The sequence below is a fragment of the Heyndrickxia sporothermodurans genome, assembly GCF_003055045.1.
GTDB lineage: Bacteria > Bacillota > Bacilli > Bacillales > Bacillaceae_C > Heyndrickxia > Heyndrickxia sporothermodurans.
On record NZ_NAZB01000047.1, the window covers coordinates 42,881 to 58,943 of the forward strand.

A 16,063-nucleotide genomic window follows, 5' to 3' on the forward strand; every position below is an offset into this window, starting at 1 on the left:
GGGAGAAAGCTTATTTTATTGCTTTATGCTCCTTAATAACACGTAGTGACTTAAGATCGAAATCTTCAGGACCTTGTACTGGTAAGCCAACTTCAATATTTTTGCGAACATATTTTAAATTTTCTTCAGTTATTATTTCTCCCGGTATAAAAATAGGGATTCCCGGTGGATAAACCATAATAAATTCAGCGATAATTCTTCCAGCAGATTCCTCGAAAGGGATGACTTCTGTGTCCGCATAAAATGCATCACGAGGTGTTAAAGCTAGAACGGGAATATCCGGTAGCATGACTTGAATACTTACCGAGCTAGACAGATGTGAAAATTGATCAGAAAGCTCTTGAAGTGCTTTTACTAGCAGATTTGTTTCCACTTCTGTATCGCCAGGTGTAATAAGGCAGAGAATATTGTATAAATCGGAAAGTTCTACTTCGATATTATATACTTCACGCAGCCATTTTTCAGCATCATATCCTGTTATTCCGAGATCTTTGACAGAGATGATTAGTTTTGTTGGGTCATAATCAAATGTCGCTTTTGTTCCCAATATTTCTTTACCGACACAGTATAAATGATCAATCTCATTAATTTTAGCACGAACGGATTGAGCTAGCTGAATCGTTTTATTTAGTAATTCCTTTCCATGTGTAGCAAGTCTTCTTCTTGCGACATCAAGTGATGCTAATAATAAGTATGAGGTGGATGTAGTCGTTAACATACTCAATATTGTTGACACACGATTTGAAGACACTAATCCATCTTTTACGTTTAATACAGAACTTTGCGTCATTGATCCACCTAATTTATGAACACTTGTTGCTGCCATGTCCGCTCCCGCTTCCATTGCTGAAATCGGTAGTTCCTCATGGAAATGGATATGAACTCCGTGCGCTTCATCAACGAGAACCGGAACTTGATAGGAATGGGCGATTTCTACAATTTTCTTCAAATCAGCGGCAACCCCGAAATAGGTTGGATTAATAACTAATACGCCCTTTGCATCAGGGTTTTGTTGCAAAGCTTTTGAAACAGATTCAGTCGTGATTCCGTGGGATATTCCTAAAATCGGATCGATTTCGGGATGAATAAATATAGGAATAGCCCCTGAGAAAACAATGGCGGACATAACAGATTTATGAACATTTCGAGGAACGATAATTTTATCGTTAGGTCCGCAGACCGTCATAATCATGGCCATAATAGCACCGCTCGTACCTTGGACGGAAAAGAATGTGTGGTCAGCTCCGAAGGCTTGTGCAGCTAATTCCTGTGCTTTTTGAATCATTCCTTTTGGTTGATGGAGATCATCTAAAGGTGCAATATTAATTAAATCTATCGATAATGCATTATCCCCGATAAATTGACGAAATTCCGGATCGATTCCTGAGCCTTTTTTATGTCCGGGTATATGAAATTGAACTGGATTCTTTTTCGCGTGTTCCACTAATCCAGTAAATAACGGAGTATCAAATTGTGACAATGAACTTCACACCTCTTTTAATGTTACATCTTTTAAAACAAAAGAAATTATATCATTTAACCTTACCATTGAAAATAGTTTCTTCATAACGAAAGGAAAATATAAGTAAATAGGAGAAGTATTATATAATGCTGATGATATTGAGGAGTGAATACATATGAATTGGAACACTAGAATTACCGACTTACTTAATATTAAATATCCAATTATTCAAGGAGGATTAGCCTATTTAGCCTACTCAGAATTGGCAGCGGCTGTATCTAATGCAGGGGGGCTTGGCCAAATAACTGCAATGTCTTTAGAAAGCCCGGAGGCACTCCGTAAAGAAATTCAAAAGGTTAAACAATTAACTACCTTTCCGTTTGGAGTTAATTTTGCTATCGGACAACACGGAAGACCATATACTGACTATTTAGATGTAGCCCTCGATGAAAAAGTAGCGGTAGTATCTGTAACAGGAGGAAATCCCACGCCGTTTTTTCAGTACTTAGAAGGTTCAAATGTAAAAAAATTAGTACTTGTGGCAGCTAAACGCCAAGCTCAAAAAGCGGAAGAACTAGGTGCAGATGCAGTTATGGTAGTAGGTCAAGAAGGTGGTGGACACTTGGGGAAAGACGATATAGGTTCATTAGTATTGATTCCACAAGTTGTAGATGCTGTTTCAATCCCAGTCATCGCCTCAGGAGGAATCGGTGATGGAAGAGGATTAATGGCTGCTTTATGCTTAGGTGCTGAAGGAATTGAAATGGGGACACGTTTTATTGCAACAAAGGAATGTGTGCACGCAAACGAACTTTATAAGCAAGCAATTATTAAAGGAAAAGAAACAGATACAACCGTCATAAAACGTAGTTTAGGTGCACCCGGCCGAGCAATTACGAATAAATGGACAGAGCAAATTTTAGAGATTGAAAAAAATAATGGAGGATACGAAAAACTTAAAAACTATATTAGTGGACAAGCAAATAAAAATTATATATATAATGGAGAAGTAGATAGTGGATTTGCGTGGGCGGGACAAGTAATGGGGTTAATTAATGATATTCCGAGTGTTGAGGAATTAATCACACGAATGATCCAAGATGCTAATGAAATTCGTAAAAAATGGGGAAAGTAATCGTAAACAACAACTAGAAAGACGGTGTAGAAATGGAATATCAATATCCTTTCTCAATGGATTGGTCAACAACTGAGGTTATAGAAGTAATCCAATTTTTTGAGGCAATTGAGAAGGCCTATGAAAAGGGAATAAAACGTGAAGAATTAATGGAGAAATATCGACGATTTAAAGAAATCGTTCCTGGAAAAGCTGATGAAAAAAAATATTGTAATGAATTCGAAAAAGAAAGTGGATATTCATCCTATCAAGTTGTAAAAAGATTAAAAGAATCTGAACCCGGTAACATAATAAAAATGTAAAAATAAAAGATAAAATGGGGAAGGAGCATTGCTCGCTTCCTATTTTCTCTTTTTAGAATTGATTTCCTATTTATACGCTAATTTATATAATGGGATAAGTGTTTCAAACGTATTTCTTACAACGTCGATAAATTCGGTGCCATTCGTTAAAATCGGGTCATTGGCTGCAATTTGTCGTCCAATAAGGAATTCCGCTTTCTTGACGTCACGGAAACGTTCAAGTGCGTTTTTTAAGTCGATTTCCTTCAATGAAGTTGCATTCTTTTTCATATGGTCCTGAGAAACAACGAAATCATTAGGAATGGATGACTTGATCGTTTTTAAGTTCTTCAAAAACGTCTTTGCCATTTCCGCTTTATTCGGTAATTCGTAAATAAACGCTAACCAAATGAAAACATGGTCGTCAAACAATCCAACTTGGAAATGAGGGTGTTGTTTATATCCGCGTTTGTTACCCGCTATTGCCAACCAAGTATCTTTCGGGGCATTTACAGTGCGACGGGCATGTTTCGCTATATGTAAAAACATTTCTTCCCCTAAATTTACGGAAAGTTCGTCCGTTAATAATTGACCGATTTCACGGAATTTCGGTCGAATTCGTTCTTCGATAGCTTCCATTCTCGCGTCAAGACCTTCTATATTAAATGTGTCAAAATCGTTCTTCGTGAAACCTTCGAATTGCATTGTTGATAATCTCCTTCATAACGTTTATTCATTTTTTAGATTGGGTAAAAGAAAGCAATGGAAGCCGTTTTAAGTCTGAATGTGAAAAACTTGGGAATTTCATAAATGAGCCTCTATTGAACATCTTTCCTACAATTGACTTTATTTTAGCATAATCGACAAATTTCCTAAAATGAAATTACTTAGGCAATTACACATTTTAGTTGCACGATTAGTGAAGCATCATATGATGTAGTAAGTAATATCTGAAAATTTAGTTATTTGTAAAATGCAAAAAGTGAAGGGATGTGAAGTTCATGAAACAAGTAATGAACACTTCGAAAAAGAAAAAATTTGATCAGCAACGAATAGCAGTACTTAGATTAGAAATGGACTATGAGCTAGCTGTCCTTTATGAGGCAATTCAAAATAATGACCATAAGAAAAAGGATTTAACGAAAAAGAAACTTGAAAAAATACGAGAAGAATTATTAAGGATGAAAGCAATGTAGGAGTATTTCCAAGTAGGTTTACGAACTCCCTGTTCCTCATCACAGATGGGGTTCGTTTTTATGGAGTTAAATATTAAGTTAATTTCTTGAATTACATAATTTTTTCCTTTAAGCTAATCATACAATAAGTTAAGTCGAAGATTTGATGGAGGACAGGGCGATGACGAATTGGGAGCAAATTGATACATATGTAAGAATATGGCTAAAGGAAGCAAGAATTAATATCATTGATTCATTTAAAAAAACATTAGACATAGAAACGAAGTCGGATCGGAATGATTTAGTTACAAATATAGATAAGGAGACAGAATCGTTTTTTGTCAATAATATTCAAGAACATTTCCCGGACCATCATATTATTGGTGAGGAAGGGCATGGACAGAAAATCGATCAAACAAATGGAGTGTTATGGATAATCGATCCAATCGATGGCACAGTTAACTTTGTCCACCAACAAAGAAATTTTGCCATCTCCATTGGAATTTATGAAAATGGAAAAGGAAAGCTAGGTTATATTTATGATGTAGTTCAAGATGAACTTTACTTTGTTGAAGCAGGTAAAGGAGCCTATTTTAATGAAGTTCCGATTCCTAAATTGACCGATACGAAAGTTGAAGATGCAATTATCGGGATTAATTCTTCTTGGATAATATCCAATCGACATATCCCAACCGCCAACTTACATCGTTTAGTCCATGATTCACGTGCAACAAGATCGCTAGGTGCAGCTTCGCTTGAAATAGCCTATGTTGCAACAGGCAGATTAGATGCTTATATTGCCATGCGTTTAGCCCCATGGGATTTTGCTGCCGGAAAACTATTGATAGAAGAGTTAGGAGGTAAACTATCTACGGTTAAAGGTGAACCATTACACATTTTAGAGAGCGGCACGGTATTTGTGAGTAACAGTGGACTCCATAAGGAAATACTGGATAATTATTTTTTGTCCATTGAATAAATATAGCTACCTCAAATGAGAGGTAGCTATATTTATTTTTACATCTTTTATAATCGTCCTTCTTGACGCATTTTTGCTTTTGTTTTGAACCCATATCCCATCACGAGAATGAGAACAAGGATACAAATAATTATACCGAGGATACTTTTTTCCCCGATTGCTACTCCGATGCCAATCATTGAGGCAGCCGCAATTGTAGCGAACAGAATGAAAATCCATTTTATATCTTTCATATCAATTGCCCCCTACTTGTTTCCTTTATCAAGGCTAGTATAAATATCATTTTACTCGAAAAACTCCACTTTGCATAGTGAAGATGGAAATAATGCATTAGTGGTGATTTATAAATAACTATGATATAATACGTAAGTTATAGTTATACTAACATTGACGGTCATAAAGGCAGGAGGAACCACTTTTGAAAATAAGAGAAGATTTACGTAATATAGCGATTATAGCACACGTTGACCATGGGAAAACAACGCTTGTCGATCAGCTATTAAAGCAATCCGGAACATTTCGTTCAAATGAACAAGTAGCTGAACGAGCAATGGATTCTAATGATATTGAACGTGAGAGAGGCATTACAATCTTAGCGAAGAATACCGCTATTCAATATAAAGATATAAAAATTAATATTATGGATACACCAGGACACGCTGACTTTGGCGGTGAAGTAGAACGTATTATGAAAATGGTTGATGGGGTTCTACTTGTCGTTGATGCATATGAAGGATGTATGCCCCAAACACGCTTCGTCCTAAAAAAAGCATTAGAACAAAATTTAACTCCGATCGTAGTTGTAAATAAAATTGACCGTGATTTTGCTCGACCAGAGGAAGTTGTCGATGAAGTGATCGAATTATTTATCGAGCTGGATGCAAATGAAGATCAATTAGAATTTCCGGTTATCTATGCATCCGGTATTAACGGAACTGCTAGCAATGATCCAACGAAACAAGATGACAATATGCAAGTATTATTTGATACAATTATTGACCATATTCCGGCACCTGCTGATACTAAAGAAGAGCCTTTACAATTCCAAGTTGCTTTACTGGACTATAATGATTATGTAGGTAGAATTGGAATTGGACGTGTCTTCCGTGGTACGATGCATGTAGGACAACAAGTTGCATTAATGAAATTAGATGGAACGGTAAAACAATTCCGGGTATCTAAAATTTTCGGGTTCTTCGGATTGAAGCGTCAAGAAATTCAAGAAGCACATGCGGGTGACCTTATAGCAGTGTCTGGTATGGAAGATATTAATGTTGGAGAAACAGTTTGTCCAATTGACCATCAAGAACCTCTACAACCATTACGCATTGATGAGCCAACATTGCAAATGACGTTTATTGTTAATAATAGCCCATTTGCAGGCCGTGAAGGTAAATATATCACATCAAGGAAGATTGAAGAACGTCTTCGCGCACAATTACAAACAGACGTAAGTTTAAGAGTTGAAAACACAGATTCTCCTGATGCTTGGATTGTTTCAGGCCGCGGTGAACTTCATCTTTCCATCTTAATTGAAAATATGCGTCGTGAAGGCTTTGAATTGCAAGTGTCAAAACCATCTGTTATTGTAAAGGAAATTGATGGTGTTAAATGTGAACCGATTGAAAGGGTACAAATTGATATTCCTGAGGAGTATACAGGAAGTATTATTGAATCACTTGGTTCTCGTAAAGGCGAAATGCTTGATATGGTTAATAACGGAAACGGTCAAGTGCGTTTAATCTTTAATGTGCCGGCCCGTGGACTAATCGGTTATTCTACTGATTTCATGACACTAACCCGTGGATACGGAATTATTAATCATACTTTCGATAGTTATCAACCGATGCAGCCGGGTCGAGTTGGCGGCCGCCACCAAGGTGTGCTTGTTTCCATGGAAACAGGGAAAGCGTCGACATATGGTATCATGCAAATAGAGGATAGAGGGACAATATTTGTTGAACCAGGTACAGAAATTTACGAAGGTATGATCGTTGGCGAAAATACTCGCGAAAATGATATTACCGTTAACATTACGAAAGTGAAACATGCAACAAATGTCCGTTCATCGACGAAAGATCAAACATCAGTTATTAAAAAACCACGCATAATGTCATTAGAGGAAGCACTTGAATACTTAAACGATGATGAATATTGTGAGGTTACACCTGAATCGATTCGTTTGCGTAAAAAAATATTAAACAAAAATGAACGTGAAAAAGCTGCTAAAAAAATGAAATACGCAGAAATTTAATTAAAAACTAATTTCTAGAAAGGGAGTCTATTGTGCCAGAGGTAAATGTGCAGGAACATCTTTCCTTTTTCGCAGGCTTGTATCGAGTTGATGAATTTCCAAAACTAGGAATGTGGATGCTTTATTTAACCATTGTAGCTTTATGTATTCTTGTTTATAAATTGGGCTTTGCTCAAAAACTTCCAATGCTAAAATCGATTTTGATCTATTTGTTTTTAGCATTGGGATGTACGATTTTAACCTTTTTAGCAATATTTCTTCCGATTACAGAAGGACTCGTAGTTGCTGCCCTTATTTTAATCATTTATAAAATACGCAGGTACAATTACAAAAAAGATCAAGCGCAAAATGATGCATAAAAAACAAATCCGCCGAAAATGGCGGATTTGTTTTTTTTTATATATCGTTAAGATCTTTTTCTTCTCTTGATGCAAGTCTTGCTGTCGTTTTTTCTGTTATTCTTTCATAACATTCATCACACATATAAGTATGAATCGGACGATTTCGAAGTCGTTTTGCCATGATGGAATCATCATCTATATCATTTATTTTTTCGCATAATACACATTTTACTTTCATTCAGTTACACCCCGAGTTACCGTTTTTTTTAGTATAACATGGAAATGAAAGTGTGGAAATTTTGGACTTTTAATTCTTATTTTTTATCATTTGATTGGTTTTCTTGTTCTCTTTCAAGTTGCTTATCTTTTGATTGATTTAATTCTTGTTTAGGTTTTTCCGTACCACTTTGCGGATTTTTTGGTTCTACGATATTTTTCGGTATTTCCGGCATAAGCCTACCTGCAATATCTGCGAGTTCATTGATAATCCCTTGTCCGGGTTTGCCGTTGCGTATATCTTGTCCAATTTCGCGAAGACGTTGTGTAAAATCAGGGTCAGCAACGACTATAGCGTTAGCTCCATATGGATCATGTTTTAAGCTCTCAGCAACCGAATACTTAATGGACCCCACCCTGGAACGATCAATATTATCATCAACATCAATCCCAACAAGAGCATAATTACTGAATACTACCGCTGTTGCATCTTTAACATTGGGAACGCTTACGGCAAGGTCTACAAGACGTTGTGAAATTTGCTGTCCTGTTTTTCTATCAACATTTTTTATATTGCTATCTTTAACAGAAATCGTTTTTGGTGTGATATTATTGTTGTTTTTACCCTGTCCAGCTTCATTGTTTGCGCACGCACTTAATAAGATAGTAGTACAAAGAAGTAATCCTATTTTTTTCAACTAAACTCACCTCATTTAATCTATTCTTAATCCATTCCGCTTTTCTAATTGTCTAGCTGCATCGCAATAATCAAGGTGCGATATCGCATTTCTATATTTAGTGTGCAATTTTCTTCTATCTTTATTCATTTGTTCATATATTTTAGCAATGTCCGTCCACTTCAAATGAACAGGAAGTAGAAAAAGTTCATATAATACAATAATCCAATAAGGAGCAGGAGGCATCAATTTGAAGAAAATATATGTATTAGATACAAATGTCTTATTACAGGATCCGAATGCCATATTTTCTTTTGAAGATAATGAAATCGTCATTCCAGCTGTAGTGCTAGAAGAGGTTGATTCGAAAAAGAGGTATATGGATGAAATTGGACGTAATGCCAGACAAGTATCCAAATTGATTGACAGCTTTAGAAAAGCAGGGAAGCTCCATGAAAAGATTCCTCTTGAGAATGGTGGAGTACTAAGAATTGAATTAAATCACCGATCATTTCAACAATTACAAGATATATTTATTGAAAAAACGAATGATAATCGAATATTAGCCGTCGCTAAGAATTTATTCTTAGAGGAGGAAACGAAGGAAAATGGTAGACCGGTCATTCTAGTTAGTAAAGATGCTTTAGTAAGGGTTAAGGCAGATGCACTCGGATTACAGGCGGAAGATTTTTTAAACGATCGAGTAGTAGAAATTGATCATATATACACAGGCTTACTTGAAATTTATATAAATATCGACTTATTAAATTTATTTTATGAGAAAGGTGAATTAGCTTTATCGGAGATTACCCATCACCCTTTTTACCCCAATCAATTTTTAATCATGAAAGACGCATTAGGAAGTTCTTCTTCCGCTATTGGGATTGTAGATCAAACAGGTAAAGTCGTACGAAAATTAGTTTATAACCATGAGCCGATTTGGGGAATTAAGCCTAGAAATGTAGGGCAAACAATGGCGATGGAATTATTATTTAGACAAGACATTAATCTTGTAACAATGATTGGAAAAGCAGGAACTGGAAAGACTCTTCTTGCATTAGCATCGGGGCTGATGCAAACGGAAGATTTACATTCCTATAAAAAACTTCTTGTTGCTCGTCCAATCGTGCCGGTAGGAAAGGATTTGGGGTATTTACCAGGTGAAAAACAAGAGAAATTAAGACCTTGGATGCAGCCGATTTATGATAATTTAGAATATCTGTTTAATACAAAAAAACCAGGTGAATTAGAGGCAATACTCGCTGGAATGGGATCGATAGAAGTGGAGGCATTAACGTATATACGCGGAAGAAGTATTCCGGACCAATTTATTATTATTGATGAAGCTCAAAATTTAACGAAGCATGAAGTGAAAACGATTTTAACGAGAGTGGGAGAAAGAAGTAAAATTGTGTTAATGGGTGATCCAGAACAAATTGATCATCCATATTTAGACGAATATAATAACGGATTAACGTATGTTCTCGAAAAGTTTAAGGATCAATCAGTGGCCGGGCATATTAAATTAATGAAAGGTGAAAGATCGGGATTAGCACAATTAGCAGCTGATCTTCTATAAAAATGAAAGTAAGAAAAATCTTTAATTTGTCGTTATTAACACAACAGAATGGTGTGTATACCATTCTGTTGCTGCAATAACTTATTAAAGATTACTCCACACGAAAACCTTTGACATATTTTATTGGCTGATCTTTATTTGAGCCGTCTTCGAATAAAATGTGTACTGGCCCGTCCTCTTTGAGCGCTTTCCCTTCTTTTGAAAAAGCGATGATAAGGTCGTAAGCTTCATTGATCGGAATTTGTATTTCTTCATCTTTTGTTTCAATAATAAGCGTAGTCGCACTTTCAAGAGGTTCAGCGTTTTTTAAAAACGGTTCGAACTTAATGCCGAATGTACCGGTTAGAAGTCTTTGTTTCAAAAATTTCTTCTCCGATTTTAATGTTGGGGGGGATATTGCACCTTCTTTAATTTCGCGATCAAAAAATTTACCAACACTTTTTGTATATTCTTCATCCTCGTCAATACCGGTATTCTTATTATCAAAATATGTAGTTAAATCTAGTTTCCGATCGTCAAATATCCAAGTTCCGGCGTCTAAAGTAATTGGGAACTTAACATTACCTTTTATTGGAATAATCATTTTTTAACCTCCTTACATTTTAAAATTATACTCTGAAAAAATGAACTTGTCACATTTACCTAAACTTTTCATAATGAAAAAAGTTTCCTAAACCAAAATTATATGAGAAAATAGAAGTACGAAAATTAATACTCTTAATCCTTGCATTTTGCTTCTTTTCAGAGTAAAATTTTTAGATAGGATTGTCTAATTGTTCGTAAATTGGGGGGATCTATATGGCGTCTGAAATTAAAATGGATCACCGGGAAAAAGCCTATTCTCTTTTAAGGGTGGACGCAGAGAAAATTTTGCGCTTAATTAAAGTCCAAATGGATAATTTAACGATGCCCCAATGTCCATTATACGAAGAAGTATTGGATACTCAAATGTTTGGCCTATCCCGTGAAATAGATTTTGCAGTCAGACTAGGCTTGGTGGAAGAGAAGGATGGTAAGGAGTTACTCGATTCATTAGAACGAGAGCTTACCGCTTTACATGAAGCATCCACAAAAAAATCATAATTAAAAAACTCAAACAGTTCACAGAAATTGTTTGAGTTTTTTTGTAAAATAGGAGTGAAGAGTATCTTTTGTAAACTTTTTATTAATTTCTTTCACTAAGCAGGAAATAAAAAATTATTGAAGAATATCTTTTTATAGACTAAAGGATTGGAAGGTTACTATGTTAAAAAAAATCTTAAAGTCTTATGACTATTCACTTGTCGTCGTGTACATACTTCTTTGTTTATTCGGATTAGTCATGATATATAGTGCAAGCATGGTGGTTGCTGTTCAAAAATACGGTTATAGCAGTGATTTCTTTTATATGAAACAATTAAAAAGTTTTATATTTTCGCTAATTGCTTTTATCATTACCGCTTTTTTTCCGTATAAAATATATAAAAGCAATAAATTTCTTGGGACGATTATGCTTATATCGGTTGTAGCCCTTATCGGGATCCGTCTGTTTGGTCATAATTCAAATAATGCGCAAAGCTGGTTTAAAATTGGGACAAGCATGATTCAACCATCAGAGTTTGTAAAATTAAGTGTCATCATCTACCTCTCTGCAGTATATGCGAAGAAGCAGTCATATATTGATCAATTTAATAAAGGAGTCATTCCACCTTTATTATTTTTAATCTTCGTTTGTTTTTTGATTGCGATTGAGCCTGATTTTGGTACAGCGTCCATAATTTTTGCGATTGGACTTACGATACTGCTTTGTTCCGGAATGAAAATGAAAACGATGATGAAACTATTGGGTTTGGGATTAATTATTGTCCTACTCCTTTCTCCCGTCTTTTTATTAAAAAAGGATGAAATATTTACAAAAAATAAAATTGCACGGATCACGGGTTATATGGATCCCTTTAAAAACCATACGGATGAGGGGTTTCAATTATACAATTCCTACTTGGCCTTAGGATCCGGCGGTGTAAAGGGATTAGGTCTTGGGCAAAGCGTTCAAAAGCTTGGCTATCTTCCCGAGCCCCATACAGATTTTATTATGGCTATTATTGCAGAAGAGCTCGGAATTTTTGGTGTCGGTTTTGTCATTATTGGTTTATCCTACCTCGTTCTACGAGGTATATATATAGGGGTAAAATGCCGGGATCCATTTGGTAGTTTATTATCAATAGGTATCTCAAGTATGATAGGTATTCAAAGCTTTATTAATTTGGGAGGGGTGTCCGGATTAATACCGATAACAGGGGTTCCACTACCATTGATTAGTTATGGAGGATCCTCATTGCTTCTTTTATCCGCTTCATTAGGTGTGTTAGTCAATGTATCAATGTTTGTAAAATATGAAGATAAGTATAAGAAAAAAGAAGAAACTACTACTTTTGTGAATTCGAATTTTAATAATCGTGGATTTAAGGTACATTAATTTACAATATAATCACTAATCCATCGAAGATCATGCAAAGGGGAGACATACTGTATGAAAAAAATTGAAAAGGTATTGGTAGCAAATAGAGGAGAAATTGCGATTCGAGTTTTTCGAGCGTGTACGGAACTAAATATCCGTACAGTAGCCATTTATTCTAAAGAAGACTCAGGATCTTATCACCGTTACAAAGCTGATGAAGCATACTTAGTTGGTGAAGGAAAAAAACCTATAGATGCGTATTTAGATATTGAAGGAATTATTGAAATTGCGAAAAGTTCAAATGTCGATGCCATCCATCCGGGATATGGATTTCTTTCCGAAAACATTCAATTTGCAAAGAGATGTGTGGAAGAGGGGATTATATTTATCGGACCAAATACTAATCACTTAGATATGTTTGGGGATAAAGTAAAAGCGAAGGAACAAGCCATTCTTGCTAATATTCCGGTCATTCCGGGTAGTAATGGTCCAGTGTCTTCCCTTAGCGAAGTTCAAGATTTCGGTCAGCAACATGGATATCCAATAATCATTAAAGCATCACTAGGTGGTGGCGGCCGTGGGATGAGGATTGTTAATCACGCGGAGGAAGTGACTGAAGCGTTTACTCGCGCTAAGTCAGAAGCGAAAGCGGCATTTGGCAATGATGAGGTTTATGTAGAAAAGTTTATTAAAAATCCGAAGCATATTGAAGTACAAATATTAGGTGATGCGAACGGTAATATTGTTCACTTATTTGAAAGGGATTGCTCAGTTCAAAGACGTCATCAAAAAGTCGTTGAGGTAGCTCCATGTGTATCACTTTCCGATGAGTTGAGAAAGGAAATTTGTCAAGCTGCAGTTAATTTAATGAAAAACGTCAATTATGTAAACGCTGGTACGGTTGAATTTTTAGTAGCGGACAATGAGTTTTATTTTATTGAGGTAAATCCGCGTGTACAAGTGGAGCATACAATTACAGAAATGATTACTGGCATTGATATTGTTCAGTCGCAAATTTTAATTGCGGAGGGGCATCAATTACATGGTGAAATTGTCAATATTCCTAAGCAGGATGAAATCACAATCAATGGCTATGCCATCCAATCTAGGGTGACAACGGAAGATCCATTAAATAATTTTATGCCTGATACTGGGAAAATTATGGCCTACCGATCCGGCGGTGGTTTTGGTGTTCGACTTGATGCGGGAAATGGCTTCCAAGGAGCTGTTATTACGCCATTTTATGATTCTCTTTTAGTAAAATTATCTACATCAGCTACTTCATTTGAAAAAGCTGCAGCAAAAATGGTGCGAAATCTTCAAGAATTTAGAATTAGAGGGATTAAAACAAATATCCCGTTTCTAATAAATGTAGTGAAGCATAAAAATTTCATTACCGGAAAGTATGATACATCATTCATTGACTCTACACCGGAACTATTTGACTTTCCTGCAAGCCGTGACCGTGGAACGAAAATGCTTTCTTATATTAGCAATGTTACGATTAATGGTTTCCCGGGAATTGAACAGAAGGAAAAGCCGTTCTATCCGAAAAATAGAGTACCAAAAGTAAGTCTTGTAGAAGAATCCGCTTCCGGTACAAAGCAAATACTTGACCGTGATGGGGCTGAAGGTTTAGTAAGATGGATTAAATCACAAAAAGAAGTGTTACTAACTGATACAACATTCCGTGACGCACACCAATCATTACTTGCAACACGTGTAAGATCACAAGACATTAAAAAAATAGCCGAACCAACATCTAAATTATTACCGGATTTATTTTCGTTAGAAATGTGGGGAGGAGCTACATTTGATGTTGCTTATCGATTTTTAAAGGAAGATCCTTGGCAACGTTTGAAGGAATTAAGAGAAAGAGTTCCAAATGTCCTTTTCCAAATGCTATTTAGAGGTTCTAATGCAGTAGGGTATAAAAATTACCCGGATAATATTATCCGCGAATTTGCAAAACTGTCTGCAGATGCAGGTATTGATATTTTTCGAATATTTGATAGTTTGAACTGGGTAAAAGGAATGGAAGTTGCCATTGATGCAGTTAGACAAACTGGAAAGATTGCGGAAGCTTCAATTTGTTATACTGGTGATATTAATGATCCGTTTAGAACTAAATATAATATTCAATATTATAAGGACTTGGCAAAAGAATTAGAAAACCAAGGGGCACATATTCTGGCTATTAAAGATATGGCTGGGTTATTAAAACCGCAAGCAGCTTATCAACTAATATTTGAATTAAAAGAAACAATTGATATCCCAATTCATCTGCATACACATGATACTAGCGGCAATGGTCTTTACACATATGCAAAAGCAATTGATGCAGGTGTTGATATTGTAGATGTGGCATTAAATTCAATGGCGGGCTTAACATCACAACCAAGCTTAAATGGATTATATTATGCGTTAGAAGGTACAGAAAGAAAACCAAAAATAAATATCGAATCTGCGGAAAAGCTTTCTGATTATTGGGAAGATGTAAGAAAATATTATCGAGACTTTGAAAGTGGAATGAATTCACCGCACACAGAAGTATACCGACATGAAATGCCGGGTGGGCAATATAGTAATCTGCAACAACAGGCGAAAGCTGTAGGGCTTGGAGATCGTTGGGATGAAGTGAAAGAAATGTACCAAATTGTTAACCGTATGTTTGGAGATATTGTAAAAGTAACCCCATCTTCTAAGGTTGTTGGCGATATGGCTTTATTTATGGTGCAAAACGACCTAACGGAAGAAGATGTCTATTCACGTGGTATGAAAATAGATTTTCCTGATTCCGTAGTCGAATTGTTTCAAGGTTATTTAGGGCAACCAGTTGGCGGTTTTCCAAAAGAGCTTCAAAAAGTGATTCTTAAGGATAGAGAGCCTATTACAATTCGTCCGGGTGAATTAATGGAAAATGTTGATCTTCCTAGTTTGAAAGACGCATTGTCTAAAGAAATAGGCAGGGAAGCGAATGACCATGAAACGATTTCTTATGCATTATATCCTAAAGTGTTCTTAGATTATGTCAAAACTGTTCAGCAATTTGGTGATGTTTCCGTTATCGATACACCAACATTCTTTTATGGAATGAGATTAGGCGAAGAAATCGAAGTAGAAATTGAAAAAGGAAAAACACTTTTTGTTCAATTAGTCTCAATAGGACAACCTCGAAAAGATGGAACAAGAATTGTATATTTTGAACTAAATGGCCAGCCGCGTGAAATAATTATTAAAGATGAAAGCATAAAATCTGCTGTAGCAAATAAGGTAAAAGCGGATCCGAAAAATGAACAACAAATCGGAGCAACTATGCCGGGTACTGTTATTAAGCTGATGGTTAGTAAAGGGGATCGAGTCAATCAAGGTGATCACCTCATGATAACTGAGGCTATGAAAATGGAAACAACTGTCCAAGCTCCATTTTCCGGAGTCGTTAAAGAGCTTTATGTCCAAAATGGTGAAGCTATCACACCTAATGATCTTTTAATAGAAATTGAAAAAATATAAAAAATAAAACACGT

16 protein-coding genes are annotated in these 16,063 nt (G+C 35.8%); 10 read left to right on the forward strand and 6 right to left on the reverse strand.

What is annotated here, in order from left to right; all coding sequences use genetic code 11:
- Nucleotides 1-10: 10 nt before the first annotated feature.
- A complete protein-coding gene (locus B5V89_RS16340) occupies nt 11-1,480 on the reverse strand; it encodes an aminotransferase class I/II-fold pyridoxal phosphate-dependent enzyme (RefSeq protein WP_108073006.1) in 1,470 nt (489 codons plus the stop codon).
- Between the two features lie 157 nt (nt 1,481-1,637).
- Between B5V89_RS16340 and B5V89_RS16345 the strand changes: the two genes are divergently transcribed.
- Both B5V89_RS16345 and B5V89_RS16350 read left to right on the forward strand, forming a co-directional pair.
- On the forward strand, nt 1,638-2,597 hold the full coding sequence (locus B5V89_RS16345) for an NAD(P)H-dependent flavin oxidoreductase (RefSeq protein ID WP_108073008.1): 960 nt from the start codon (nt 1,638-1,640) through the stop codon (nt 2,595-2,597).
- 32 nt (nt 2,598-2,629) lie between these two features.
- Nucleotides 2,630-2,899, forward strand: a complete 270-nt coding sequence (locus tag B5V89_RS16350; protein WP_066232144.1) for a UPF0223 family protein — start codon at nt 2,630-2,632, stop codon at nt 2,897-2,899.
- Nucleotides 2,900-2,965: 66 nt separating this feature from the next.
- Here B5V89_RS16350 and B5V89_RS16355 read toward each other — a convergent pair whose 3' ends face one another.
- Nucleotides 2,966-3,583, reverse strand: coding sequence for a YktB family protein (locus tag B5V89_RS16355; protein WP_108073010.1), 618 nt, complete (start codon nt 3,581-3,583; stop codon nt 2,966-2,968).
- A gap of 296 nt (nt 3,584-3,879) precedes the next feature.
- On the opposite strand from B5V89_RS16355, the gene B5V89_RS16360 reads away from it, so the two are divergent.
- The gene (locus B5V89_RS16360; RefSeq protein ID WP_066232139.1) at nt 3,880-4,074 is read left to right on the forward strand and encodes a hypothetical protein; all 195 of its coding nucleotides are present in this window, start codon (nt 3,880-3,882) and stop codon (nt 4,072-4,074) included.
- 160 nt (nt 4,075-4,234) lie between these two features.
- Nucleotides 4,235-5,032: an inositol monophosphatase family protein gene (locus tag B5V89_RS16365; protein WP_066232137.1), complete on the forward strand. Its 798-nt coding sequence runs from the start codon at nt 4,235-4,237 to the stop codon at nt 5,030-5,032.
- A gap of 47 nt (nt 5,033-5,079) precedes the next feature.
- Here the strand turns inward: B5V89_RS16365 and B5V89_RS16370 are convergent, their stop codons facing one another.
- Nucleotides 5,080-5,265 (reverse strand): YlaF family protein, encoded by a 186-nt coding sequence (locus B5V89_RS16370; protein WP_066232131.1) that lies wholly within the window; start codon nt 5,263-5,265, stop codon nt 5,080-5,082.
- 185 nt (nt 5,266-5,450) lie between these two features.
- On the opposite strand from B5V89_RS16370, the gene typA reads away from it, so the two are divergent.
- Nucleotides 5,451-7,286 carry a translational GTPase TypA gene (gene typA, locus B5V89_RS16375; protein ID WP_066232128.1) on the forward strand — a complete coding sequence of 612 codons (1,836 nt, stop codon included), beginning with the start codon at nt 5,451-5,453 and terminating at the stop codon, nt 7,284-7,286.
- Nucleotides 7,287-7,318: 32 nt separating this feature from the next.
- The gene (locus B5V89_RS16380) at nt 7,319-7,645 is read left to right on the forward strand and encodes a YlaH-like family protein (protein ID WP_066232124.1); all 327 of its coding nucleotides are present in this window, start codon (nt 7,319-7,321) and stop codon (nt 7,643-7,645) included.
- Between the two features lie 37 nt (nt 7,646-7,682).
- On the opposite strand, the gene B5V89_RS16385 is transcribed toward B5V89_RS16380, so the two are convergent.
- Nucleotides 7,683-7,865, reverse strand: coding sequence for a YlaI family protein (locus B5V89_RS16385; protein WP_066232121.1), 183 nt, complete (start codon nt 7,863-7,865; stop codon nt 7,683-7,685).
- 76 nt (nt 7,866-7,941) lie between these two features.
- A complete protein-coding gene (locus B5V89_RS16390) occupies nt 7,942-8,541 on the reverse strand; it encodes a YhcN/YlaJ family sporulation lipoprotein (protein ID WP_108073012.1) in 600 nt (199 codons plus the stop codon).
- A 229-nt stretch (nt 8,542-8,770) separates the two neighbouring features.
- On the opposite strand from B5V89_RS16390, the gene B5V89_RS16395 reads away from it, so the two are divergent.
- Complete coding sequence (locus tag B5V89_RS16395; RefSeq protein WP_066232114.1) at nt 8,771-10,099, forward strand: PhoH family protein; 1,329 nt, start codon at nt 8,771-8,773, stop codon at nt 10,097-10,099.
- A 91-nt stretch (nt 10,100-10,190) separates the two neighbouring features.
- On the opposite strand, the gene B5V89_RS16400 is transcribed toward B5V89_RS16395, so the two are convergent.
- Complete coding sequence (locus B5V89_RS16400) at nt 10,191-10,682, reverse strand: hypothetical protein (RefSeq protein WP_066232111.1); 492 nt, start codon at nt 10,680-10,682, stop codon at nt 10,191-10,193.
- 215 nt (nt 10,683-10,897) lie between these two features.
- Between B5V89_RS16400 and B5V89_RS16405 the strand changes: the two genes are divergently transcribed.
- From B5V89_RS16405 to pyc, 3 genes are all read left to right on the forward strand, one after another.
- Complete coding sequence (locus tag B5V89_RS16405) at nt 10,898-11,182, forward strand: Fpa/YlaN family protein (RefSeq protein WP_066232108.1); 285 nt, start codon at nt 10,898-10,900, stop codon at nt 11,180-11,182.
- A gap of 160 nt (nt 11,183-11,342) precedes the next feature.
- Nucleotides 11,343-12,554, forward strand: coding sequence for an FtsW/RodA/SpoVE family cell cycle protein (locus B5V89_RS16410; protein WP_108073014.1), 1,212 nt, complete (start codon nt 11,343-11,345; stop codon nt 12,552-12,554).
- Between the two features lie 54 nt (nt 12,555-12,608).
- On the forward strand, nt 12,609-16,049 hold the full coding sequence (gene pyc / locus B5V89_RS16415) for a pyruvate carboxylase (RefSeq protein WP_108073016.1): 3,441 nt from the start codon (nt 12,609-12,611) through the stop codon (nt 16,047-16,049).
- Nucleotides 16,050-16,063: the final 14 nt, after the last annotated feature.

What these genes read in the sequence shown, in the direction of transcription:
- B5V89_RS16345 (WP_108073008.1), top strand. Translation starts at nt 1,638, where the DNA reads ATGAATTGGAACACTAGAATTACCGACTTACTTAATATTAAATATCCA.
- B5V89_RS16350 (WP_066232144.1), top strand. Translation starts at nt 2,630, where the DNA reads ATGGAATATCAATATCCTTTCTCAATGGATTGGTCAACAACTGAGGTT.
- B5V89_RS16355 (WP_108073010.1), bottom strand. Translation starts at nt 3,583, where the DNA reads ATGCAATTCGAAGGTTTCACGAAGAACGATTTTGACACATTTAATATA.
- B5V89_RS16360 (WP_066232139.1), top strand. Translation starts at nt 3,880, where the DNA reads ATGAAACAAGTAATGAACACTTCGAAAAAGAAAAAATTTGATCAGCAA.
- B5V89_RS16365 (WP_066232137.1), top strand. Translation starts at nt 4,235, where the DNA reads ATGACGAATTGGGAGCAAATTGATACATATGTAAGAATATGGCTAAAG.
- B5V89_RS16370 (WP_066232131.1), bottom strand. Translation starts at nt 5,265, where the DNA reads ATGAAAGATATAAAATGGATTTTCATTCTGTTCGCTACAATTGCGGCT.
- B5V89_RS16385 (WP_066232121.1), bottom strand. Translation starts at nt 7,865, where the DNA reads ATGAAAGTAAAATGTGTATTATGCGAAAAAATAAATGATATAGATGAT.
- B5V89_RS16400 (WP_066232111.1), bottom strand. Translation starts at nt 10,682, where the DNA reads ATGATTATTCCAATAAAAGGTAATGTTAAGTTCCCAATTACTTTAGAC.
- B5V89_RS16405 (WP_066232108.1), top strand. Translation starts at nt 10,898, where the DNA reads ATGGCGTCTGAAATTAAAATGGATCACCGGGAAAAAGCCTATTCTCTT.
- B5V89_RS16410 (WP_108073014.1), top strand. Translation starts at nt 11,343, where the DNA reads ATGTTAAAAAAAATCTTAAAGTCTTATGACTATTCACTTGTCGTCGTG.
- pyc (WP_108073016.1), top strand. Translation starts at nt 12,609, where the DNA reads ATGAAAAAAATTGAAAAGGTATTGGTAGCAAATAGAGGAGAAATTGCG.